Raw genomic sequence first — 24,122 nt, 5'->3', positions numbered from 1 at the left:
CGAGCGCTCCTCGGGGCAGTTCCCATCCACGACCGCAGCCACTTCGATGAGGTCGAAGAGCTCGTACCCGGCCCAGATGCTCCTGCGGTGAGGGGACCGCACAGCGTCATCGACTACCAGGAGTGCTCGAGTCGGGGAACCCGGCTGAGTAGGTTGCGTCCACCAGTTCCTGAAGATGGTGGATGACGTCGACCTTGTGCTCGGTCTCCGGCAGTTGCAGTTCGCCAGTTGTCACCAGGTCGTTTCGCCAATGACTCACGATCTCCAGCTGTGCTGCAGCGGACAGGTCGCCGACCGGTAACGAGCCGAGGTTGTTGTCGACGATCTCCTGCAAGTGTTTAGCGGTCTGTCTGTCAGAGAGACGAGAGATCAGGAACTCCAGCGTCCAGTCGAACAACCCTCCCGACGAGATCCAGTCGACGCCGGGCTTTAGCACGATGAGGCCAGCCATCATCTCCCCACGATGAATACTCGCGGACCGACGGTCGGTCCTGATGAACCGTGCGCTCTCGGTCAACTACGCGGGTGAACTGCGAAACGTGTAGGCGTTTCTTGGTCAGGTTCTGGGGCCAAGCCCTGGTCGGTCTGTCAGTGGTATCCAAGGATTCGTGTCGCTTCCTCGCCGGCCAGCCGGAGCTGATCTTCCCGGAGATCGGGCACGCGGTAGTGATTGCCACGCACTGTTTGCAGAAATTCCGTGGGCAGCTGCACGCGGTATGTGGCCAGGTAGTAGCGGAGGTCGTCGCGCCACAACCACTCGCCGTCCGTCAGCACCGATGCGCCTCCGACAAGGTGTCGGCCACTGCCGAGGACGTCGATCTCCGCGCCCATGACGTCGATGAGGCCATGTCCATGACGTAGATAGTCTTCGACCTGTGCGGCGTCGGGCAGTGACTCCGCGTGGATGTGCGCGTGGATGCTCTCCGCGTACACCTCGGTCTGGTTTGGTCCTAGTTCTCGAAAGAACCCCACAGTCTTCATCGTTGACCTTTCGCTCGCGGTACGAAGACCTCCCAGGAGCCGCCGCTCTCGACGACTGGCGGTTGGGGCTCTGCGGCCCATCGCTGGGTTCCCACCCGGGCCGTTGGCGCGAGCACGCTGACCCCGAGTTCGTCGGCGACCTGTTGACCGAGTGGCACCGCGTCGGAACCGGGCTTGACCGTGCCGGCATAGCAGGAAACCAGACGGAGGGGGCCACCATCGTAGGCGGGATTGTCCCGAACTGCGGCGGCGATCTGAGCCGCGTTGGTGGCGTTGCCGTCCATGTGCGCTCCGTCTGCTGAGACCTTGCCCGGGACGAAGTATCCCTGGTCGGTGCCGTGTACGACGACGTCATGGTGCCCATCCAGCGGTCGCACCTTGTCAAAGTTCCGCATCGTCAATTCGTCGTAGCCAACTCCGGTCGAGCGATCGGAGTAGTAAACCGGATCGCCAGCGGAGAGGTAGGAATCGGGCGTCCTTTCGGGCGGTAGCGGCCGACCCCTCGGGTCGGCCCAGTCGCGGCGCTGTCCCATCCGGTCGGCCGGCCCGAGTCGAGTGAGTCGTCCGAGGGCTTGCTTGAGTTTCTCGATGAGGTCGCCGAGGCGGCGTACCGCCGGGATCAGTCGGCGCAGGCTGGCCAGCAGTCCCCGCAGCAGCCGCGCGATCCGCGCCGCCCACGACGCGACCAGCGTCGAAACCTGTTCCACGACCAGCGGTGCGGCAAGTCCGCCGGTGACGACGAGTTCGCCTGCGTACGTGATGAGGCGGGACACGCAGGTGGCGATGGCGTCGCGGACCAGGAGCCGGACGGCGGCCACCAGGCCGGCGGCGCCTTCGGTGATCGCGGCCATGGTGTCGGCGCCCTGGGCGAGGCCGGTGATGGCCTGTTGTTGTTCGGCGGCCCAGGCGCGGTAGGCGGGGCCGGCGCTGCCGCCCCAGCCGGCGACGTCGTCGCGGACGGAGCGGGTCAGTTCGGCTGCCTCCTCGTGGAGCGAGGCGGCGACGTTGCGCCAGGTCTGGGCGTGTGCGGTGATCGCGGCGGGGTCGCCGGCGAGCCAGTCGAGCGCCTCGCTGAGCGGCCTGACGTGCTCGATGAGCCAGGCGATCCCGTACTGGAGCAGGGCGCCGACCGGGTCGGAGACGAAGGCGAGGGCGTCGAGGCCCGCGCTCACCACGCCGAGGCTGCCGTCGATCCAACTGCCGGTGCGGACGCCCTGCGCGATGAGTTCGATGTCCTCGCAGATCCACACACCCGCCCAGGCGCTGGGCGGGGTGTCCGCTGCGGCGGCGACGAGCGGGTTGGACGTCACGGGCGCTGCCGCACCTCGTCGAGCAGGTGCTTGGCGTAGGCGTCGGAGCTTCGGTAGTGGTCTGCCCCGACCCGCAGCTTGCCGGCGGTGTCCCGCACCGACGCGGCGGCGGCGCCGATGCCGTCGACCAGGGTCCGCTGGAGGCCGTCGAGCAGCGTCGGCATCAGCGCGCAGAGCTGACCGTACGCGTCGGTGCCCAACCGGACGTGCTGGCCGGCCTGTTGGGCGGTGTCGAGGCTGCCGGCGCAGCGGTCGAGGCGGGCCGCGTGGGCAGTCAGGTCGTCCGGGTCGACCTGGATGCCGTCACCGCCGGGCATCGCTGGACCCCTGATCGTGGCTCAGCCGGCTGCGGTAGGAGTCGATGATGGCCCGGGTGCTCGCGTCGTCGCCGAGGGACTTCGCGGTCACGTCGGCGACCTGCCGCAGCAGGTCGGCGCGCGCGGCTCTCGTGGTGTCCAGGATCTGCTGGGCGGTGCGCGCCGCGGGTTGCTGCCGGGTGCGCTCGTCGAGCTGCAGGTCGATCAGCAGGCCAGCCGAGTCGACGGTGACCTGGACCGACCGATCGGGGGTGTGGGCGGTGCCGGTCAGCTCCCGCATCCGCGTCGACAACGTCTTCGCCCGTTCCGCCCGTTCGGCGAGCGACGACTCCCACTCGTCGAGCCGGCGCCCCGCCGCGTCGAGCGCAGCGTCGTCCGCCCACATGCTGACCCTCCCCAGGGGACCACCGCCGGCCACCGCCAGCGAGATCACCGGTACGCTACCAACCGGTGGCGTTCCGTGTATGCCCCGGTTGCCGGACCAGCCAGGAGAGACGTTCGCCTCGTACCCGAATCCGGGCCAGGAGACGGTCACGTCCAGGAAGATTGCCTCCGTGACGAGCAACAATCCGCTGCGGGGGTGGTCCGCCCGAACTGCCTGGCAGGGGCGGTTCAACGCTCCGCTGCGCGCGTTCCTGCGCACCGAGACCGGCGGCGCACGGGTGGTGCTCGTCGCGGTGGTGGTGGCCCTGGTGTGGGCCAACCTGGACGTGTCGTCGTACGAGTCGCTCTGGAGCACCTCCCTCTCGGTCCAACTCGGCGACTGGCCGCTGTCCCACGACCTGCGCACCTGGGTCAACAGCGGTCTCATGACGTTCTTCTTCCTGGTCGCGGGGCTGGAGTTGCGACGCGAGTTCGACATCGGCGAGCTGCGCGAACGGCGGCGACTGGCGTTGCCGATGCTGGCCGGGTTCGGCGGCATGCTCCTGCCGATCGGGATCTATCTGGCGATCAACGCCGGGCGTCCCACCGCGGCGGGTTGGGGCGCGGTGATGGCAACGGACACCGCGCTCGCGCTCGGCGCGCTGGCCGTCTTCGGGCCGCGCTTCTCGGATCGGCTGCGGGGTTTCCTGCTGACCGTCGCTGTCGTCGACGACGTGGTGGCGATCGCGGTGCTGGCGATCGCGTACCCGGAACACCCCTCGCCGAGGGCGCTGCTCGTCGCGGCGGCGATCTTCGGTGTCGTTCTGCTCGTCCGGGGCGTCGGCGTGCGGTTCGGGCCGGTCTACGCGCTGCTGGGGGTGGCGGCCTGGGTCGCCGTCTCGGAGTCCGGTGTCGACCCGGTCGCGGTGGGCCTGGTGATGGGGTTGCTGAGCTACGCCTACGCTCCCGGTCGCGGCGACCTGCAGCGGGCCAGTGACCAGTTCCGCCTCTTCCGGGAACAGCCCACCCCGCAGCTCGCCCGCATGGCCCAGGCCGGGCTCACCTCGGCGCTGTCGCCGAACGAGCGGTTGCAGACGCTCTACCACCCGTGGGCGAGCTACGTGATCGTGCCGCTCTTCGCCCTGGCGAACGCCGGGATCGTGATCGACGGGGAGCTGCTGACCAGGGCGGTCACCTCCCCGGTCACGCTCGGCGTCGTGGTCGCGTACGTCGTGGGGAAGCCGGCCGGGATCGTGGCCACCTCGTGGTTGGTGGCCCGGTTGAGCGGCAACCGGTTCCGGCCTCCGGTCGGCTGGCTCGCCGTCGCGGGGGTCGGCACGGTGTCCGGCATCGGGTTCACCGTCGCGCTCCTGATCGCCACCCACGCCCTGAGCGGCCCCGCCCTGGATGAGGCGAAGCTGGGCATCCTCGTGGCGACCGTCGGTGCGTCAGTTGTCACCTGGCTGGTGTTCCGCTGGATCGCCCGGCTCTCGCCGGCACGGCGTGCGCGCGGGCTGCTGGGCGTCGCCGAGGCCATCGTCGACCTGAAGCTGCCTGTCCATCCGGAGCGCGACCACATGCGCGGATCGCTCGACGCGCCGGTGACTGTCGTCGAGTACGGCGACTTCGAGTGCCCCTACTGTGGGCAGGCCGAGCCGGTGGTCCGGGAACTGCTCGCCGACTTCGCCAACATCAGGTACGTCTGGCGGCACCTGCCGCTCACCGATGTGCACCCGCACGCGCAGCTCGCCGCCGAGGCCGCCGAGGCGGCGGGGGAACAGGGCGCGTTCTGGGGGATGCACGATCTGCTTCTCGCCCATCAGGACGCGCTCGGTCCCGCCGAGCTGCTCGGTTATGCCGAGCAGCTCGACCTGGACCTCGACGGGTTCCGGGAGCACATGGCGAAGCGGATGGGCGTCGACCGGATCGCCGAGGACGTCGACTCCGCCGACCTCAGCGGCGTCACCGGCACCCCGACGTTCTTCATCAACGGCCGGCGCCACCACGGCGCGTACGACATCGCCGCGCTCTCGGCGGCGGTGAAGTCGGCGTTCGCGAGCGTGCGCCTGCAACCCGAGTACCACCGTCGCGAGCGTGGCCAGCGTCAGGACAGCTAGCCCGCTCCCGAGTGGACAGGACGCGGGCTCTTGACTCCCGGGGAACATCAGGCCACCATCTGACAACGTTGTCACCGACTTCCCCGCCATCTGACAACGTTGCCATCCCTGGAGGCGCAATGTCCGAGCCATCGCCCGTTTCGCGGCGTACCTTCCTCTCCGCCGGAGCGACGCTGCTGGCGTCGGTCGGGGTGGGCGCCGTCCTGCCGGACGTGGCCGCCAGCGCCGCCGCGCCGCGGGCCGGCGGCCCGTCGCCCACCGATCTCGCCAGATACCGCCCGGTGTCGGTCTCCTCGACCGACTACGCGCCGACGCCCGCCGCGTTCGCCGTGGACGGTCTGCCCCAGGTCGGCGTACGGGGCAGCGGATGGCGCGCGGCGAACGGCGATCCGCAGTGGATCTCGGTGGACCTTCAGGCGCAGTGCCGCGTCGAGGCCGTCACCCTGGTCTTCGAAGCGACCCTCGCCGACGGACCGTTCGACGGTAACTACACCGACACCGACGGCGACGAGATCCTCTCCAGCGCCGCGAAGGCGTACCGCATCGACGTCTCCACCGACGGCCACGACTGGCGGTCGGTGTACGAGACCAGCGACGGTCCGGGTGGTGTGCAGGCGATCAAGCTCGCGCAGCCCGTCACCGCGCGCTGGGTCCGGATGACCGTCACCGGGCGGTCGAACAGCAACCCGGTCGGCCTGAACGGCTTGCAGGTCTACGGCGCCGCCCTGTCCCCTCGCCCGAGGGCCGCGGGCTGGACGAGCTGGGAGGGAGGCAACACCGGCCGGACCCCCGAGCTCACGGTGGCCCCGGACGGCACTGTCGCGCTGGAATCGGGCTGGTCGCTGACGATGGACGACTTCGCGGGCACCACCGACGGCGCCGAGCTGTCCCGCGCGGGCGTCGACGTCAGCTCCTGGCTGCCGGCGACAGTGCCCGGCACCGTGCTGGGCACCCTGGTCGAGCAGGGACACCTGCCCGACCCGGTCGCCGGCTTCAACAACCTGCGCATCCCGGAGGCGCTGTCGCGGCACACCTGGTGGTACCGGCGGGCTCTGCGGCTGCCACGCGGCCTGGACACCTCCGCCGGCCGCCGGATCTGGCTGGAGTTCGACGGCATCAACCACGAGGCCACCGTCTGGGTCAACGGCGTGCGGGTCGGCAGCGTCAAGCACCCGTTCGCGCGGGCCGCCTTCGACATCACTGACGCTCTCGCGGGCCACCGCGACCACGTGCTGGCCGTGCGGGTCACCCCGATGCCCCACCCCGGCACCCCCGGCGACAAGGGCGCCGACGGCCGTACCTTCCTGCAGTCGGCCCACCACTACCTCGACGCGCCCACCTACCTGGCGGTGTCCGGTTGGGACTGGATGCCCGCCGTCCGTGACCGGGTCACCGGCCTGTGGGACCACGTGCGGCTGCGCAGCACCGGCGCGGTGGTCGTCGGCGACCCGCACGTCGAGACCACGCTGCCGAAGCTGCCGGACACCGGCACGGCCGAGGTCACCATCCGGGTGCCCGTACGCAACGCCACGGCCACCGCGACCACAGTCACCGTGCGCGCGGAGTTCGACAAGGTACGCGTCGAGTCCACAGTGACCCTCGCCGGGCACGGATCCGCGACGGTCACCTTCACCCCGGAGCGTTTCGGGGCCCTGCGCCTCGCCAAGCCCCGCCTCTGGTGGCCCAACGGCTACGGCGAGCCCCACCTGTACGACCTGACGCTCACCGCCACCGTCAAGCGCGCGGTCAGCGACCGGCGCGAGCTGCGCTTCGGTGTCCGCGAGTTCGGCTACGACTGGCACCAGCCGATCGTGATCTCCCCGCCCGGCCAGCCCCCGCTCGACTTCGTCGACGGCGCCGCCACGCAGACCGTCACGTTCAATCGGCAGCACGCCCGACACGTGCGCATCCAGGCCGGCCAGCGCGCCACCGGGTGGGGCATCTCCATGTACGCGCTGTCGGTGGCCGACGGCGCCGGCCCGGACCTCGCCCGGGGGCGCGACGCGACCGCGTCGTCGTCGGAGAACGACACCAACGTGCCCGCCAGGGCCGTGGACGGTGACCCCGCGACCCGCTGGGCCTCGCGGGCCGAGGACGACCAGTGGATCCAGGTCGACCTCGGCGCGGCCGCCGACTTCGACCGGGTCACCATCGTCTGGGAGCAGGCGTACGCCCTGGACTACCGCGTCCAGGTCTCCGCCGACGGGAACGCCTGGACCGACGTGAAGGCCGTCAGCAACGACACCCCGCTGGGCAGCCGTGCCACCCAGGTCGAGACGTTCGCCAGCCGGACCGCCCGGCACCTGCGCATCCAGACCGGCGCGCGGGTGACGTCGTGGGGCGTGTCCATGTGGGCGCTCTCGGTGCAGCGCCAGGCCGAGCCGGGCGTCGACCTGGCCCTGCACGGGACGGCCACCGCGTCGTCGTCCGACGGCGACTCCAACGGTCCGGAGCGGGCCGTCGACGGCAACCCGCGTACCCGGTGGTCGTCGGCGTTCGAGGACAACCAGTGGATCGCTGTCGACCTCGGTGCTCTGGTCGCCTTCGACCAGGTGACGATCGTCTGGGAGCAGGCGTACGCCCGCGACTTCGTCATCCAGGTGTCCGACGACGGGCAGCGGTGGACCGACGTCAAGGCGGTCAGCAACAAGATCACCGAGTTGAAGATCAGCGTCAACGGGGTGCCGGTGTTCGCCCGGGGCGGCAACTGGGGCTGGGACGAGCTGCTGCGCCGGGTGCTGCCCGACCGGCTGGCCGACACGGTCGAGATGCACCGCGACATGAACTTCACGATGATCCGCAACTGGCTGGGCAGCAGCAACCGCGAGGAGCTGTACCGGGCCTGCGACGAGCAGGGCATCCTGGTGTGGAACGACTTCTGGCAGGCGGGTGCCTTCCTGCCCAACCCACCGGGCTACGTCGACATCGCTGCCGACACCATCCGGCGTTTCCGCCACCACCCCAGCATCGTCGTGTGGTGCGGCGCCAACGAGGGCGACCCGCCGCCGATCGTCGACGCCGGCCTCAAGCAGGCCGTCGCCACCGAACACCCGGAGATCCTCTACATCCCCAACTCCGCCAGCGGCATCGTGAGCGGGCGCGGGCCGTACGGCTGGGTCGACCCGACCACCTACACCGACGCGACGATCTACGAGGCCGACTCGTTCGGCTTCCATACCGAGATCGGCATGCCTGTGGTGTCGGTCGCGGAGAGCATGCGCAACCTGGTCGGCGACGCGCCGGAGTGGCCGATCGGCGAGGTGTGGAACTACCACGACTGGTCGACGATCGGTAACCAGCGCGTCGGCACGTACCAGGCGGCGATCGACGCCCGGCTCGGCGCGTCCGGCTCGCTCGACGAGTTCGCCGCCCGGGCGCAGTTCGTCAACTACGAGAGCCACCGCGCCATGTTCGAGGCGTGGAACGCCAACCTGTGGCAGGACGCGACCGGCCTGCTGCTGTGGATGTCGCACCCGGCGTGGCACAGCACGGTCTGGCAGACCTACGACTACGACCTCGACGTCAACGGCGCCTACTACGGCGCCCGCAAGGGGTGCGAGCCGGTGCACGTCCAGGCCGACCCGGGCACCTGGCAGGCACGGGTGGTCAACCACACCACTGCCGCCCTCACCGGCGTGACGGTCACCGCCCGCCGGTACGACCTCAACGGCCGCTCGCTGGGTGCCGCCCAGCGCCAGCGGGTGGACGTGGCCCGCTCGTCGACGACTCCCGTGTTCGCCGTCGCCGCGCCGGACGGCGGTGGACTGCACCTGGTCCGGTTGGAGCTGCGCGACGGCAGTGACCGGCTGCTCGCGGAGAACACCTACTGGCGCTACGACAAGGCCGAGCAGATGCGGGCGCTCAACACCCTGGCGAGCCCTCGCCTGGTGACGTCGACCAGCTCCGTACGCGTCGTGGACGGCCGCAACACCGTCACCACGACGGTCCGCAACCAGGGCCGTACGGTCGCCGCGATGATCCGGCTCGCCGTCCGCGACAAGCACGGCAAGCGGGTCCTCCCGGCCCGCTACGACGACAACTACTTCTGGCTGTTGCCGGGAGAGACACGTCAGGTGGGGATCTCCTGGCCGGCGCGGCCGGGCCTCGCCCGCCAGGCCACCGTCACCGCCCAGGCGTACGGCACGCCATAGCATTGCGCGCTGGGGAGCGGCTGCCCGGAGCCGCTTCCCAGCGCCACCGGACCCCCAGTGAGGTGTTGTCATGACGTTCACCACCAGACCGACCCTGCAGGGAACCTTCGGCATGGTGTCGTCGACGCACTGGCTCGCCAGCCAGTCCGCGATGGGGGTCCTGGAACGCGGCGGGAACGCCTTCGACGCCGCGGTGACCGCCGGGTTCGTCCTGCACGTCGTCGAGCCCCACCTCAACGGCCCGGGCGGCGAGGTGCCGGCCATCGTGGCGACCGCTGCGGATCCTCGCCCGAAGGTGCTGTGCGGGCAGGGCCCGGCGCCGGCCGCCGCGACCATCGCCCACTTCCGGTCCCTCGGCATGGATCTCATCCCGGGGGCCGGCCCGCTCGCGGCAGCCGTGCCCGGCGCGGTGGACGCGTGGCTCCTGCTGCTGCGCGAGCACGGCACGCTCACCCTCGCCGACGTGCTGGAGCCGGCGATCGGCTACGCCGCCGCAGGCCACCCCCTGGTGGGCAGGGTTGGTGACACCGTGGCGGCCGTGCGGTCGCTGTTCGAGGAGCACTGGCCGACGTCCGCCCAGCTCTGGCTGCGCGACGGCCGGCCACCGGCGGCGGGGGAGAGGTTCACCAACCCGGCGTACGCGCGCACGCTGCGCCGAATCGTCGAGGCCGGGCAGGCGGCCGGCGGCGACCGGGAGGCCCAGATCGAGGCCGCGCGCCGAGCCTGGGGTACGGGCTTCGTGGCCGAGGCGATCGACGAGTTCAGCCGGCGGCCGTTCCGTGACTCCAGCGGCCGCGCACATGCGGGGCTGGTCACGGGGGACGACCTGGCCGCGTACTCGGCGACCTGGGAGGCCCCGACCACCCTCGACTGGCAGGGCTACTCGGTGGCGAAGACCGGGTTCTGGGGCCAGGGCCCGGTGCTGCTCCAGACGCTGGCCGTCCTCGACGCGCTCGACGACGACGGCGCGTACGACACGGCCACCGCCGCCGGCGTCCACGCCCAGGTCGAGGCGCTCAAGCTCGCCATCGCCGACCGCGAGGCCTGGTACGGCGACAGCGCCGACGTGCCCGCCACCGCGCTGCTCTCCCCGACGTACGCGCGGGAGCGCGCGGGGTTGATCGGTGACCGCGCGCCGACCGAGCTGCGACCCGGCCGTCCCGCCGGGGCGCAACCGCGCCTGCCGGCCCACGTCCGACGCGGCGCCGGCAGCCGCGTCGACGCGTCGGACCCGACCACGGGGGAGCCGACGGTGCGCTCCGACGGGGTGACCCGGGGCGACACCTGCCACGTGGACGTCGTCGACCGCTGGGGCAACATGATCTCGGCGACGCCCAGTGGTGGCTGGTTGCAGAGTTCGCCCACAATCCCGGAACTCGGCTTTCCGCTGGGCAGTCGGCTGCAGATGTTCTGGCTGGAGGAGGGGCTGCCGACGTCGCTCGTACCGGGCCGCCGACCGCGTACCACATTGAGCCCGACGATGGTGCACCGTGACGGCGAGCCGGTCCTGGCGTGCGGCACGCCCGGCGGTGACCAGCAGGACCAGTGGCAGGTGCCCTTCCTGCTGCGCCACCTCGTCGGCGGTCAACACCTCCAGGAGGCCATCGACGCGCCCGCGTGGCACACCGTCAGCCTGCCGGCGTCGTTCTATCCCCGCGACTCGGAGCCCGGCGTCCTGCTCATGGAGGACCGGTTCGACGCCGACGTGGTGACGGCCCTGCGGGCGTACGGGCACGAGGTGCGGCTCGTCGACGCGTGGAGTCTGGGCCGGCTCTGCGCCGTCAGCCGGGACCCGGGCACGGGCGTGCTGGCCGCAGGCGCGAACCCGAGAGGTATGCAGGGCTACGCCTGCGGCCGGTAGCGGTCAGGCGCCGCGCGCGAACAGCGCCAGGCGTACGCGGTTGGGGCTGTCGGTCTTGGTCATGAGGCTCGTGATGTGGGTCTTGACGGTGGTGACGCCGATGTGGAGGCGTTCGGCGATCTCGCTGTTGGACAGACCCTCGGCGACCAGGGTCAGCACGTCCTGCTCGCGGGCGGTAAGCCCCTGCACGGGTCGGGGCGGCTCGGCGCGGGCGTGCACCGCGCGTTGGACGAGGCGGTGCAGCACCTCCGGGGTGAACGGGCTGTCGCCCGCGGCGGCCCGGCGGATGCCGTCCAGCAGCTCGGTCGGGGGCGCGTCCTTGAGTAGGAAGCCGCAGGCCCCGGCGCTCAGCGCGGGATAGAGGTGGTCGTCGTCGCCGAACGTGGTCAGCACCAGCACCCGGGTGGCGGGACGCTCGGCGAGGATCCGCGACGTCGCGGTGATTCCGTCGACGCCGGGCATGCGCAGGTCCATGACGACGACGTCGGGGAGGAGCCGCGCGGCGAGGACCACCGCCTCGCGGCCGTTGTCGGCCTCGCCGACGACCTCGATGTCGGGCTGCGCGTCGCACAGCATGCGCAGACCCGCGCGGATGAGGTGCTGGTCGTCGACCAGCAGGACGCGGATCACGCCGGCCGCCGGGTGGGTGTTCCGGCCGGGGCCGCGCGGGCCCGGGGCGCCGCATCGGCGGCGGTCTCGGGGAGCGTGTTCGGCAGGACGGTCCGCACCCGCCAGCCCGTGCCGGTCGGGCCCGCCTCCAGCCGGCCGCCGAGCACCTCGACGCGTTCGGACATGCCGGTGATGCCGTGGCCGCCGCCGGCTGGCACGGGCGTCGGCGCGCTGTCGCCGTCGACGCCGCAGCCGTCGTCGGTGACCTCCCAGTGCACCGCCCCGTCGCGCAGGGCCACCACCAGGTGCGCCCGCGCGGCCGGCCCGGCGTGGCGTGCCACGTTGGTCAGCGCCTCCTGGGTCAACCGCAGCACCGCCAGGCCACGTACCGCGTCGAGGGAACCGATCGCCGCGTCGATGTCGGCCTCGACGGTGATGCCGGCCTGGCGGGCCCGGTCGACGGCGGCGCCGAGCGCCGAGGGGAGCGCCGAGGGCTCGATCGCGGTCAGCGCGGCGTCACCGCGTACCCCGTCGGGGTTGCGCAGCACCGCGACCAGCCGGCGCAGCTCCGCCAGGGCCGCGGTGCCCGTGCCGTGCACGTCGTCGAACACCTCGTCCACCCGGGGGTCCAGGTCGGTGAGGACGTGCCGGGCCACACCGACCCGCAGCACCATCGACGCCACGTGGTGGGCGACGACGTCGTGCAGCTCGCGGGCGATGGCGCTGCGTTCGTCGGCGCGCGCCGCGCGGCTCTCCGACTCGCGCCGCCGCTGCTCGGCAAGCGCCCGCTCGACGGCCTGCCGGCCCAGCTCCCGGTTGGTCCGGATGACCAGGCCGAGCAGCACCGGCACGCCGACCTCCAGGGCCAGTCCGACGACGCCGGAAGCGACCTGGCGCAGCGGGTCGCCTATCGAGTCGGTCAGGTCGACCACGGCCAGCAGCCCGGCGCTCAACCAGATGGTGCGGGCGCGACCTGCTCGCATGGTGACCTCGAGCAGGGCCCAGCTCGCCCCGACCTGGTTGATCGTGATGTCGTCGATCAGGCAGATCGCAGCCACCAGCAGCGCGGCCTGCGCCACGAGGTTGACCACCGGCCGGCGGTACGCCAGGAGCGCCACGGCGAACGCGGCCAGCGCGAGGGTCCACTGCGTCGGCGTCGGCCCGGGGCCGGAGTGGGGCACCAGAAGCAGATAGCTCAACCCGCTCAGGTCGAGCAGCACCATCCGCACGCGTGCGTCCCACGTGTCGAACAGTCGTCCCCGCCACCCCACGGTCGTCAGCCTAGGTGCTCACGGTCGGCGGCTGCGACCGCCGGCTGCCGCCACCGCGTCCGTACGCCCAGGTAGGCGGCCAGGCCGAGCGGCCCGAGCAGGATGGTCAGCACCAGCACCGGAGCCATGACCAGCGCCGGCACCCCCCGTTCCCGGCTGTCCAACCACGCCCAGCGGCCCACGAACAGATCGAACGCGATCAGGTGCGCCCAGCCCGCCGCCGCGCCGTCGGGCGTCCCGAGCAGTTCGCGTACCCCGGCCAGGGTCGGCGACGCGACGGCCGGCAGCACCTCGCCGAACGCCGGGACCACCAGCAGCGCGTAGATCACCACGACGGGCAGCACGATCAGCGGTGAGCCGATGATCCGGGCGGTCCAGGACCACCGCGGCGCCAGGATCATCAGCGCCCAGAACGGCGCGGCCACCGCGAACGTCAGGGAGAACAGCGTCGCGGTCATGCCGCGAGCGCCAGTTCCGGGCGGCGCCGACGGGCCAGGACCAGGCCGCCGGCGGTCGCCGTCGCGACCACCAGGGCCGCGACGGCGACCAGCGTGCGGGCGTCCGGGCGCAGCAGCGGCTGCCCGCGCAGGGCCTGCCAGGTCAACAGCATCGTGAGTACGCCGTACGCGCCGCCCGCGATGACCAGCAGCCGGACGCGGGTGCGCGCGTCGAGCCGGGTAGCGAACCGGGTCAGCAGGATCGCCAGGATCGGCAGGGCCTGCAGGGCGTGCAGGCCCACGAAGTGCCCGATCCGCAGGTCGCCGCCCGTGGTGCTCCAGCCGACCACGGGCAGCCCCGGCCCACCGTCGGCCACGCCCACGCTGTGCGCCCCGGAGATGCCCTCGATGCCCGGGTCCTGCATCGGCAGCGCCATCGGCACCGCCGCGAGCATCCCCAGCAGGGACAGGCCGAGCCCCCACCCGACGGCGGTCGCGGCGACCCGGTCGGGGATCCGCCGGATCAGTACGACGATGCCGAGGACGAGGTGCGCGAGGAAGAGCACCATGATCGCCGCACCCATCGCCGCGAACAGGGCGGCGTTCAGCGGGGTGCTGTCGTTGAAGTGGCTGGTCTGCCCGCGCAGCACCTGGCCGACGATCAAGACATTCTCCAGGACCGCGACCGCGACGATGACCGTGACCGCTCCTTCGGCGATCCGGCTGCGCCGGGGCAGCAGGGTGAGCATCCAGGCGAGCGTAGCGCCGTACAGCACGAACGACACCGCGAACTTGAACGGCTTGAGCCAGATCGGCGCCCCGGTGAGGACGCGTGGGTCGACGAGGATGCCGACCATGGCGACGACGGCGAGCACCGCCATCGCGCAGACGAGAATCATGAGGGGGCGGTTCCAGTGTGTCGCCCGACGCAGAACGGTTGTCATGCCTGTAGATGCTCGTGACCGATCCCGCCTGTCGCGTCCGACCGCGGGCCCCGGTTGCGGCCCCGGGTCGGAGCGCGCCTCCTCCCCGGGTAGGAGGCGGGATCCGCCCGCAGCGCCGCCGGTGCTGGCACAATGGCCGGCCTGCCGAGCGGACCGGAGTGACGATGACGACCAATGAGGACCGTGTCCAGCCGAACGAGACCACAGTGCCGTTGCTGCCCTGCCCGGCGCCGGAGGAGACCCTGGCCTTCTGGCGTGCGCTCGGCTTCGAGGTGACCTACGAGCAGATGCGGCCGTACGTCTATCTCGTCGTCCAGTGGAGCGGATTCGCCCTGCACTACGGGCCCGCACCGAAGGGCCTCGACCCGGCGAAGGAACAGACCGGCGGCTGCCTGGTGATGGTCGACGCGGTAGCGCCGTACCACGCGGCGTTCGTCGACGCGATGCGCGGCGCGTACGGCAAGGTGCTGGCCAAGGGGGTGCCCCGGATCACCCGCTACCGTGCCGGGGCGTCGCGGTTCAGCGTCGTCGACCCGTCGGGCAACACCGTCGTCTTCATCCAGCGCGACGAGCCGCAGGATATGGAGTACGGCGGGTCGTCCGAGCTTGAGGGGCTGGCCCGGGTGCTCGACAACGCGCGGATCCTGCGCGAGTTCAAGATGGACGACCGGGCCGCCTACCGGGCGCTGGACTCAGGGATGCGCCGCCGTGCCGAGGACGCTCCGACGGTCGAGCAGGCGACGGCGCTCGCCGGGCTGATCGAACTGTCGGTGGCGCTGGGCAAGACCGACCGGGTGCCCGAATGGGGTGCCCAGCTGCGCGCGCTCACGTTGACCGAGCCGGAGCGCGCGCAGGTCAGGAGCTTCGTCGCCGACCCGGCTCTGCTCGAACCGTGGTGGCGACCTCAGGAGGCCTGATGTTCAGTGTCCGTGGGTATGCTCCGCTCATGAAACTCGACGATCTTCCACCTGTCGAGTTCGCGTTTCCGGGTCCCCTGCGGGACCGGCTCGTGGCGGCGATCCTCACCGGAGCGAAAACCTCCACGTCCGCCCTTCTGGTCGGCTATGAGCGAGCGAACGAGCCACTGCCCGAGGTCGGCCAGCAGTCGGCAGTGGTGAACTCCGCGGGCCAGCGGGTCGCCGTGATCGAACTGACCGACGTGCGGGTCGTCCGACTCGGCGACGTCGATCTGCGGCACGCCCTCGACGAGGGCGAGGGGGACGAGTCGGTGGCGCAGTGGAGGGCCGGGCACGAGGCGTTCTGGCACAGCGCCGAGGTCCGCGCCGAGCTGGGCGACCCCGACTTCACCGTCGACGACGACACTCTGGTGGTGGCCCAGCGCTTCCGGCTGGTGCACGCCGTCTGAGCGGGCGATCTCCGTCCTGCGCGTCCGTCGGCAGTGTCAAGACTCGCGGCGGGTGCGTCGGCGTACCAGGGCCAGCCCGGCAACCAGCAGGACACCGAGAGCAGCGGCGCTTGCCCCGAGTGTCGCGAGGGCTGTCAGACGGCTGCCCGTGACCGGCATGGGCGGAACAGGCCCAGCGAGGACCACGGTCGTCGAGCAGCTCGGCGTGCAGCCGGGATCTGAGACGCCCGCCGGTGGGGTCAGGGTGGCCGTGTTGGTCAGATCGCCGGTCGTTCCCGATGGCACAGTTCCGCTGATGGTGTAGGTGAGTGTTCCGCCGGCCAGGACGGTGACGGTGTCGGTGATGCTGCCGGTGCCGGAGGCGGTGCACGTGCTGCCCGTTGATGCCTCACAGGCCCAGGTGAATGCGGCCAGGGGCCCGGGCAGTGAATCTGTCAGGGTCGCGCCGACGGCATCGGACGGGCCGCCGTTGGTGACGGTCACCGTGAAGGTCACCTGTGCGCCCGGCGCGTAGTGGTCCGGTGTCGCCGTTTTCACGACAGCAAGGTCCACGACCGGTCCGGCGGGGGTGACGACCGTGGATTGGCAGCTGGGGGTGCAGTCCGGGTCGGTGACGCCGTCCGGTGGGGTGAGGGTGGCGGTGTTGGTGAGGTCGCCGGTGGTTCCGGAGGGGACGGTTCCGGTGATCGTGTAGGTGAGGGTTCCGCCGGCCAGGATGGTGACGGTGTCGGTGATGTTGCCGGTGCCGGAGGCGGCGCAGGTGCTGCCGGTGGATGCCTCGCAGGTCCAGGTGAAGCCGGCCAGCGGTCCGGGAAGTGGGTCGGAAACTGTCGCGCCGACGGCGTCGGACGGGCCGCCGATGGTGACGGCAACCGTGTAGGTGAAGGATGCACCCGGCACATAGGGGTTGGGGGTCGCGGTCTTGACGATCGCGAGGTCGACCGTGGGTGTGCCGGGGGTGACGACTGTGGATTGGCAGCTGGGGGTGCAGTCCGGGTCGGTGACGCCGGCTGGTGGGGTGAGGATGGCGGTGTTGGTGAGGTCGCCGGTGGTTCCGGAGGGCACGGTTCCGGTGATGGTGTAGGTGAGTGTTCCGCCGGCCAGGATGGTGACGGTGTCGGTGATGGTCCCGGTGCCGGAGGCGGCGCAGGTGCTGCCGGCGGACGCCTCGCAGGTCCAGGTGAACGCTGACAGCGGTCCGGGCAGCGGGTCCGAAAGTGTCGCACCGACCGCGTCGGAGGGGCCGCCGTTGGTGACGCGCACGGTGTACGAGAAGGGCGTCCCTGGCACGTAGGGGTTGGGTGTCGCGGTCTTGACGACGGCGAGATCCACAGTGGGTGCGGCAGGGGTGACGATCGTGGACTGGCAGCTCGGTGTGCAGTCGGGATCGAGGACGCCGGCGGGTGGGGTGAGGGTGGCGGTGTTGCTCAGGTCGCCGGTGGTTCCCGACGGGACAGTTCCGGTGATCGTGTAGGTGAGTGTTCCGCCGGCCAGGACCGTGACGGTGTCGGTGATGGTCCCGGTGCCCGAGGCGGCGCAGGTGCTGCCGGCGGACGCCTCGCAGGTCCAGGTGAGCGCTGACAGCGGCGCGGGCAGCGGGTCGGAAACTGTCGCGCCGACGGCGTCGGACGGGCCGCCGTTGGTGACCGTCACCGTGTAGGTCAGGGTTGTACCGGGCACGTACGGGTTCGGGCTTGCCGTTTTCACGACGGCGAGATCCACAGTGGGTGCGGCGGGGGTGACGACCGTGGATTGGCAGCTGGGGGTGCAGTCCGGATCTGAGGCGCCCTCTGGCGGAGTCAGGGTGGCGGTGTTGGTCAGGTCGCCGGTGGTGCCGGAGGGCACGGTGCCGGTGATCGTGTAGGTGAGTGTTCCGCCGGCCAGGACGGTGACCGTGTCGGTGATGTTGCCGGTGCCCGAGGCGGTGCAGGTGCTGCCGGCGGACGCCTCGCAGGTCCAGGTGAATCCTGACAGCGGCGCGGGCAGCGGGTCGCTGACTGTCGCGCCGACGGCGTCGGACGGGCCGCCGTTGGTGACCGTCACGGTGTACGAGAAGGGCGCCCCTGGCACGTACGGGTTCGGGGTCGCCGTTTTCACGATGGCGAGATCAACTGTCAGCGCGGCGGGGGTGACGACTGTGGATTGGCAGCTGGGGGTGCAGTCCGGGTCGGTGACGCCGGCAGGTGGGGTGAGGGTGGCGGTGTTGCTCAGGTCACCGGTGGTCCCCGATGGGACGGTGCCGGTGATCGTGTAGGTGAGGGTTCCGCCGGCCAGGATGGTGACGGTGTCGGTGATGTTCCCGGTGCCCGAGGCGGTGCAGGTGCTGCCGGCGGATGCTTCGCAGGTCCAGGTGAACGCTGAAAGGGGCGCGGGCAGTGGATCGGCCACTGTCGCGCCGACGGCATCGGAGGGGCCGCCGTTGGTGACGGTGACCGTGTAGGTCAGAGGTGCACCCGGCACGTACGGGTTGGGAGTCGGTGTTTTCACGACGGCGAGGTCAACTGTCGGCGCGGCGGGGGTGACGACTGTGGATTGGCAGCTCGGCGTGCAGTCCGGGTCGGTGGCACCGGCGGGTGGGGTGAGGGTGGCGGTGTTCGTCAGGTCACCCGTGGTTCCCGAGGGCACGGTTCCGCTGATCGTGTAGGTGAGCGTCCCCCCGGCGAGGACCGTGACGGTGTCGGTGATGGTTCCGGTGCCCGAGGCGGTGCAGGTGCTACCCGCGGACGCCTCGCAGGTCCAGGCGAACCCGCCCAGTGGTGCGGGCAGCGGGTCGGAAACTGTCGCGCCGACGGCGTCGGAGGGGCCGCCGTTGGTGACCGTCACGGTGTACGAGAAGGGCGCCCCTGGCACGTACGGGTTGGGGGTCGCGGTCTTCACGATCGCCAGATCAACTGTCAGCGTCGCGGGGATGACGACCGTGGACTGGCAGCTCGGCGTGCAGCCCGGGTCCGAGACGCCTGCCGGTGGAGTCAGGGTGGCGGTGTTGGTCAGGTCGCCGGTCGTGCCCGACGGCACAGTCCCGGTGATCGTGTAGGTCAGCGTCCCCCCGGTCGCCACGGTCACGGTGTCGTCGATGCTGCCGGTGCCGGACGCGGCGCAGGTGCTGCCGGCGGACGCCTCGCAGGTCCAGGTGAACCCGGCCAGCGGCGCGGGCAGTGGATCCGTCACTGTCGCCCCGACAGCATCGGACGGGCCGGCGTTGGTAACGGCAACGGTGTAGGTCAGGGGTGCACCCGGCACGTACGGATTCGGAGTTCCGGTCTTGGTCACCGCCAGATCCACCGTGGGGATGACGGTGAGGGTGGTGGCGCCGGGCGGGTTGATTCCGACGATGGTGGGGAAGTTGCTCTCACAGCCAGGGATCGTCGAGCCGTCCGGGGCGACGCATCCGGTGTCGGTGTACGAGCCGACCACGTTGCTGGTCACCTGGACGGAGATCGTGCACGAGGCGACACCGAGTCCGATATCGCCGGTGAAGTCGACGGACGTGGCGCCGGCGGGCGCGGTCACGGCGGCTCCCGAGCACGTCGTGCTGTTGACGCCGGTGGCGGTCACATTGCCGGGAAGGTTGTCGGTGAAACTCATCCCGTTCTTGGCTTGCAGATCGTCGGTGTTGGTGACGGTGAACGTCAGCGTGGAAGTCTGGCCCTGCCCTATCGTGGCCGGGCTGAAGGCCTTGTCCAGCTGCGGGGTCACGTCGACGATCTGTGGAAGGTCGAACGCGACGTCGTTGCCGATGCCCGTCGCGGTCGCGTTGTAGAGGCGTACGCCAAGCGTCGGTGTATCGGCGACTGACAATTGCAGAGCCGTCGATTGCAGCTTGGCTACCCAGGTGTTGTTGATGATCTGAGCGGTGGGATCGGTGCACGGGCTCAGATTCTGGGCGAGTACGGTCGGTACCCCGTTGAGAAGCAGATCGAAGCGAAGGCGTGCCCGCTGCGCGGAGGGAACCGTGCAGTTCCTCTCGGCGAAGATCGCCGAGACCGCATAGAAGTGACCGCTGAGCGCCGGAATGGTGTTGCTGTCGGTCTCCAGTTGGAATCCGGCGGCCTGTGCGCCTGTCGGACTATTGCTGTACTCGGTCAGTACCTGGTTGGTGGCTGCCACCTCCGGGCTCTGCCCCTGAAACAGCCCCATGTCGCGTGCCATTTCCTGCAGCCGGCTCCATGCGGCCGAACGCCCGCACTGGTCGTTGTTGGTGACCGGCGGGTTGCCACCGTTGGGCGGCAGCGGCGAGTCCGACCGCATGATCCAGCCGTTGCACGCGCCCGCGCCGGGACTCCACGCGGGGTCCGCCGTGTAGGTCTCGCTGTCCGCGCCGCTGCCACCGGGCCCAGGTACGTAGACCGAACCTGGCGAGCCGGTGTAGGAGCCAATGCGGATCGGCGCTGCGGCCGCACTCTCGTTGGAGAAATCCTCAGTGAACACGGGTGTGCCGGGCTGGGGGTCTCCGGGCAGACCCGGAACCGTCGCCGATGCGGGCTGTCCCGATGCCACAACGACAAGCGTCGACGACGCCAGCAATGCGCCAACCGCCGCTAGCGCCGATGTGAACCATCGGCGTCGCTCGAAAAGCATTCTCGTTTCCCCCGTTGTGCAGCTTGCAGCGGTTGCGCTGCGTACGCCGAGCCGGGATCGACGATCTCAGACCTATGAAATGCAGACTCAATCCTCATAAGTGGTCACCCGAACGAGTGTGTGAGTGCGCCACTGAATTCACATTCGCCCCTGACCCGGGCTGCGGGGCAGGCGCAGCCCCGCAGCCCTCGGTTCAGAAGGGCCACCGGTCGTCGGACCCGGCCTCGATCAGCGGGATCATCGCGAACGCGGCGTCGGACAGTCCGCCGAAGGTGTGCCGGTTCGTGCCGGTCGGCGTGTGCCCGATCCGGTATCCGGCCAGGTTCCAGGTGTAGACGGGCACCTCCGCCGGCACCGCCGCTAGGACATTCGTCGAACCGTGCCACTGGGCCTGCTCGTCGGTGAGGATGATCAGACGGTCGTGCCGGTCGTAGTGCTCGCGGACCGCCTTCTCGGTGTCGGTTCCCCTGCCGAGGAAGTAACCGCCCTCTCTGAACCGCCGCACCGCCGCGAGGACCGACTCGCCCGCCACCTCGGGAAACACCAGGCGGTCGTGGGAGAACGACACCACAGTGGGCGACTGCGCGCGGGCGGCCAGCGCGAGACCGAACACCGCTGCGGCGTCCCAGCAGAGCAGCGTGCCGTCCTTGCTGAACGGGCTCTGCATCGAGCCGGACGTGTCGATGAGGATCAGCGTCCGCCCGTCCAGGGCGGGCACGTTCGCCAGGGCGTGCTGCAACGCCCTCTCCAGCGGGTACGACCAGCGCAGGCTCGGCGCGGCGTTGTACGCCGACAGGAAGCGCATCGGCAGCACTCGCGACCTCGCCACCTGCGCGGGGTCGGCGAGCTTGGCGGCCACGGTCTCCGCGACGGTGTCACTGACCCCGGCCCGGTCGAAGTTGCGCAGGTTACGCAGCAGCGCCAGGTAGCCCATCGTCGGGATGACCGACTCCCATGCCACCGCGTCCATCGCGCTCTGTCGCCAGCCGGCCAGCGCCTCCCACGTCATGGCGGCAGCGTCAAGCATCGCCGGATCGGTGAATTCCCGGCGCTGCTCGACAGGCATCGCCATCAGCGCGTCCCGCGCCCTGAGTATCTGCAGGGACGCGGGGACCGGATTGTCCCGCCGGTGCCGCCGATCCAGCGCGTGCCGGAACAGGTCGCCCTGCCGCTCGTCCCGGGCGGTGGGGTGGGTCAGCTCGATGACGTCACCGAAGCGCACCTGGCTGGCGACGGAGTCGTACTTGAGCAGACTCCGCTCGGTGTAGAGGCGGACCGCCGCGTCGGCGATGCCCCGCTTCACCGGCTTGGGCAGCGCCCGGCCACGACGAGCCAGCCAGTACGCGAGCGCCTCGCCCGGCTCGTCCGCACGCTGCAACGCCGCATCCACGACCGCGCGCGAACCCGGAATTCCTGCCGCCACCTGCGCGCGGGCACCCTCAAGGGCGGCCACCACGGACGCCGAGCGCATCATCGCGCCGGTGCGGAGCCACGGTACGAAGCGCGCGAACCAGTCGGGATCAGCGACGGCGACGGTGGCGACCAGTTTCCGGAAGCGGCCGTCGCGGTCGGTGGCGCGCTCGTAGAAGCTGGCCTCGCCCACCATGTTCGAGACAGCGAGCAGGAACAGTTCGAGGCGCGGCTCACGGACGAAACCGGGTGCGCCCTCGCCGGTCACCGGCCGATGCCGGCCCGTGCGCAGCTTGAGGTTGAACTTGGCCATGACGTCCCCCACGTCAGTCGGCCGAGAAGACGCCACCACAGCGCACACCCGAGATCAGAGTCGGCCACGGACTAGTCCGCCGTTCTGTCCGTTGAACCACCCACCCGAAGGCGTCGGGGGGATTCGAACCCCCATCTGCGGAGCCGGGAAGTAACCGTTGCCTGCGCACCGGGTGTGCGTGTGGTCGCGCTTTCCCGAGATCGAGGTCGGCGACGGATGTCCTTCACCGGGGTCGGAACCCCTCCAGATGTAACCGTCGCCTACGCACCGGGAAGTGCGGTCACGACCGTAGCGGCAGCTGTCGCGGACGGGCAACAGCTTTTGCGATCTTGTGATCGGAGGCGGTGTGGTCGCGCCGCACGCCCGAGATCAAAAGTGGACACGGCGTTCGCGGGCTCGAACCGCAGGCCCTTGCCGGACCTTTACCAGAAGTAGCCGTATCGGTCGCACCGGGCGTGCGGCGAGAGCGCACCTCCCGAGATCGAAGCGGCGACGGCGACCGGCCCTCGCGGGCCAAGGTGACCTGGGCCGCTGGTCGACGCCACCCGAAGTGGCGGTGGGATTCGAACCCACGTCTCCCCGATTGGATGCGGAAGTAGCCGTTGCCTGCGCACCGGGAGGTGCCCCACGACAGTAGGGCCGCCCTGCCACGCGGACAACCCCATTACGTGTCCGCCGTCGGGGACTCCGGTCGGCCGAACCGCCGAGGAGCCGGGACCTCAGATCATGGACAGGACCAGCGCGGACGAGGCCGCCAGTTCCCGGTCGAACACCTCCTCGCGCGGGACGAACACCATGGCCTGGCCCTCGCCGAGCACGACGTCCTCCTGTCGCGCGGTGGTGGTGCCACGGAAGACATGCACCGTCACCGTGTGCTCGAAGCCCGCCTCGTACGGGCGCGGGCCGCTCCACAGCAGGTGCAGCTCACCGGCTGTCAGGCCGGTCTCCTCCAGCAGCTCGCGGCGGGCCGCCTGCTCGGGCGACTCGCCGGGCTCAATGTGGCCGCCGGGAAGGCTCCACTGGTTCGGCGAGACGGGCGCGTGATCGTCGCGATGCTGCATCAGCACCGCCCCAAAAGGGTCGACGAGAAGTACGAGGGCGACGTCGTAGGTGGCCATGCGGGAGACCCTGCCACGCTGAGCGGTCCCCGGCACCGATCGTCGGGCGTACCCTCCGGGGCCTCTTCTGCGCAGCGTGGCTGGTCTTTGTAACCTGGATCCGCGAGACTCCCCGTATGGGTGATCGTTCTCGTCGGTGGGCGTGGGCCGGAGTGCTCGTCGTCGGGCTGATCCTGTACCTCGCGGTGCTGCGGACCCTCGTTCGCACCCAGAACCCGAACTTCGTGCCGGCACTGATCCTGCTCGGCGCGACAGTGGCGCCGCTGACGTTCCTCACGTTCGCCCAGGCCCGTACCGGGCGCTGGCAGGTGCCGGCGTCGGTGCTGGTGACGTCGGCGTTCTTCGGCGGGGTGATCGGCACGGTGGTCGCCGGCACCCTGGAGTACGACACCCTGCGCGGCCTCGGTGCCCTGCCCATGCTGTTCGTGGCGCTGATCGAGGAGTCGGCGAAGCTGATCGTCCCCGTGGTGCTGCTGTTCACGGCGCTGGCGCAGCACCGTCGTCGCCTGCCGTCCGACGGTCTGGTCATCGGTGTGGCCGCCGGCATGGGTTTCGCCGCGCTGGAGACGATGGGGTACGCCTTCACCGCGCTGCTGAGTTCGCAGGGCAACATCGGTGCGGTGGAGCAGACCCTGTTCATCCGTGGTCTGACCGCGCCCGCCGGGCACACCGCGTGGACCGGGCTCACCGCCGGAGCGCTGTGGGCGCTGCTGGCCAGCCCGAGCGTCGGCCGGCTGTTCGGGTTCCTCGGCACCTTCGGAGGTGTCGTCGTCCTGCACACCCTCTGGGACACGTTCTCCGGTTGGCTGGTCTTCGTCGTGCTGGCGATCGTCAGCATCGGCTGGCTGTTCTGGGAGCTGCACCGCTACCGCACCTTCGGTGACCGCCTGGTGGTCCAGCGTCCGTCGAGCTGATCGCGACCCTTCTACACCATGCCTCCTGCGGCCAGTGCGAATTGGCCGGGGGAGGCATCGCT

The 24,122-nt window shown here is 70.7% G+C and carries 18 protein-coding genes and 1 tRNA gene; 6 read left to right on the top strand and 13 right to left on the bottom strand.

The window, feature by feature from the left end; genetic code table 11:
- Positions 1-106: 106 nt before the first annotated feature.
- The 5 genes from ACLQ27_RS04895 to ACLQ27_RS04875 all read right to left on the bottom strand — a co-directional run bounded on the left by ACLQ27_RS04895 (position 107) and on the right by ACLQ27_RS04875 (position 2,993).
- Positions 107-454, bottom strand: coding sequence for a hypothetical protein (locus ACLQ27_RS04895; RefSeq protein ID WP_357492461.1), 348 nt, complete (start codon positions 452-454; stop codon positions 107-109).
- 134 nt (positions 455-588) lie between these two features.
- The gene (locus ACLQ27_RS04890; RefSeq protein WP_425865764.1) at positions 589-981 is read right to left on the bottom strand and encodes a hypothetical protein; all 393 of its coding nucleotides are present in this window, start codon (positions 979-981) and stop codon (positions 589-591) included.
- Entirely contained in the window at positions 978-2,291 is a 1,314-nt protein-coding gene (locus ACLQ27_RS04885; protein ID WP_425865763.1) for a WXG100 family type VII secretion target, read from the bottom strand. Before ACLQ27_RS04885 ends, ACLQ27_RS04890 begins: the two co-directional genes overlap by 4 nt.
- Positions 2,288-2,608 (bottom strand): type VII secretion target, encoded by a 321-nt coding sequence (locus tag ACLQ27_RS04880; RefSeq protein WP_425865762.1) that lies wholly within the window; start codon positions 2,606-2,608, stop codon positions 2,288-2,290. Before ACLQ27_RS04880 ends, ACLQ27_RS04885 begins: the two co-directional genes overlap by 4 nt.
- A complete protein-coding gene (locus tag ACLQ27_RS04875; protein WP_425865761.1) occupies positions 2,595-2,993 on the bottom strand; it encodes a YbaB/EbfC family DNA-binding protein in 399 nt (132 codons plus the stop codon). Before ACLQ27_RS04875 ends, ACLQ27_RS04880 begins: the two co-directional genes overlap by 14 nt.
- Positions 2,994-3,162: 169 nt before the next feature.
- Here ACLQ27_RS04875 and nhaA point away from each other — a divergent pair, with 169 nt between their 5' ends.
- From nhaA to ACLQ27_RS04860, 3 genes are all read left to right on the top strand, one after another.
- Positions 3,163-5,088 carry a Na+/H+ antiporter NhaA gene (gene nhaA, locus ACLQ27_RS04870; protein ID WP_425865760.1) on the top strand — a complete coding sequence of 642 codons (1,926 nt, stop codon included), beginning with the start codon at positions 3,163-3,165 and terminating at the stop codon, positions 5,086-5,088.
- 119 nt (positions 5,089-5,207) lie between these two features.
- Positions 5,208-9,239, top strand: coding sequence for a discoidin domain-containing protein (locus ACLQ27_RS04865; RefSeq protein ID WP_425865759.1), 4,032 nt, complete (start codon positions 5,208-5,210; stop codon positions 9,237-9,239).
- Between the two features lie 70 nt (positions 9,240-9,309).
- Positions 9,310-11,100, top strand: a complete 1,791-nt coding sequence (locus ACLQ27_RS04860; RefSeq protein ID WP_425865758.1) for a gamma-glutamyltransferase family protein — start codon at positions 9,310-9,312, stop codon at positions 11,098-11,100.
- A 3-nt stretch (positions 11,101-11,103) separates the two neighbouring features.
- On the opposite strand, the gene ACLQ27_RS04855 is transcribed toward ACLQ27_RS04860, so the two are convergent.
- From ACLQ27_RS04855 to ACLQ27_RS04840, 4 genes are read right to left on the bottom strand one after another with little or no spacing between them, the layout of a single operon-like run.
- Positions 11,104-11,730 (bottom strand): response regulator transcription factor, encoded by a 627-nt coding sequence (locus ACLQ27_RS04855; RefSeq protein ID WP_234582806.1) that lies wholly within the window; start codon positions 11,728-11,730, stop codon positions 11,104-11,106.
- A complete protein-coding gene (locus ACLQ27_RS04850) occupies positions 11,727-12,980 on the bottom strand; it encodes a sensor histidine kinase (RefSeq protein ID WP_425865757.1) in 1,254 nt (417 codons plus the stop codon). The genes ACLQ27_RS04855 and ACLQ27_RS04850 overlap by 4 nt, the downstream gene beginning before the upstream one ends.
- 5 nt (positions 12,981-12,985) lie before the next feature.
- On the bottom strand, positions 12,986-13,438 hold the full coding sequence (locus ACLQ27_RS04845; protein WP_234582807.1) for an ABA4-like family protein: 453 nt from the start codon (positions 13,436-13,438) through the stop codon (positions 12,986-12,988).
- A complete protein-coding gene (locus ACLQ27_RS04840; RefSeq protein WP_357492441.1) occupies positions 13,435-14,361 on the bottom strand; it encodes a hypothetical protein in 927 nt (308 codons plus the stop codon). The genes ACLQ27_RS04845 and ACLQ27_RS04840 overlap by 4 nt, the downstream gene beginning before the upstream one ends.
- 164 nt (positions 14,362-14,525) lie before the next feature.
- Between ACLQ27_RS04840 and ACLQ27_RS04835 the strand changes: the two genes are divergently transcribed.
- Positions 14,526-15,278 (top strand): glyoxalase, encoded by a 753-nt coding sequence (locus ACLQ27_RS04835; protein ID WP_425865756.1) that lies wholly within the window; start codon positions 14,526-14,528, stop codon positions 15,276-15,278.
- Positions 15,279-15,307: 29 nt separating this feature from the next.
- Positions 15,308-15,727, top strand: coding sequence for an ASCH domain-containing protein (locus tag ACLQ27_RS04830; protein WP_425865755.1), 420 nt, complete (start codon positions 15,308-15,310; stop codon positions 15,725-15,727).
- A 36-nt stretch (positions 15,728-15,763) separates the two neighbouring features.
- Here ACLQ27_RS04830 and ACLQ27_RS04825 read toward each other — a convergent pair whose 3' ends face one another.
- From ACLQ27_RS04825 to ACLQ27_RS04810, 4 genes are all read right to left on the bottom strand, one after another.
- A complete protein-coding gene (locus tag ACLQ27_RS04825; protein WP_425865754.1) occupies positions 15,764-20,155 on the bottom strand; it encodes a beta strand repeat-containing protein in 4,392 nt (1,463 codons plus the stop codon).
- Positions 20,156-20,498: 343 nt separating this feature from the next.
- The gene (locus ACLQ27_RS04820; RefSeq protein ID WP_425865753.1) at positions 20,499-22,028 is read right to left on the bottom strand and encodes a TROVE domain-containing protein; all 1,530 of its coding nucleotides are present in this window, start codon (positions 22,026-22,028) and stop codon (positions 20,499-20,501) included.
- Positions 22,029-22,579: 551 nt separating this feature from the next.
- Positions 22,580-22,672, bottom strand: a tRNA-OTHER gene (locus ACLQ27_RS04815).
- A 75-nt stretch (positions 22,673-22,747) separates the two neighbouring features.
- A complete protein-coding gene (locus tag ACLQ27_RS04810) occupies positions 22,748-23,146 on the bottom strand; it encodes an NUDIX hydrolase (protein ID WP_357492431.1) in 399 nt (132 codons plus the stop codon).
- Positions 23,147-23,262: 116 nt separating this feature from the next.
- Between ACLQ27_RS04810 and ACLQ27_RS04805 the strand changes: the two genes are divergently transcribed.
- A complete protein-coding gene (locus ACLQ27_RS04805) occupies positions 23,263-24,060 on the top strand; it encodes a PrsW family intramembrane metalloprotease (protein WP_357492429.1) in 798 nt (265 codons plus the stop codon).
- The last annotated feature ends 62 nt before the right edge of the window (positions 24,061-24,122 follow it).

Source organism: Micromonospora sp. DT63 (assembly GCF_049841615.1).
GTDB lineage: Bacteria > Actinomycetota > Actinomycetes > Mycobacteriales > Micromonosporaceae > Micromonospora.
This window is presented reverse-complemented; position numbering and strand designations above follow the sequence as displayed.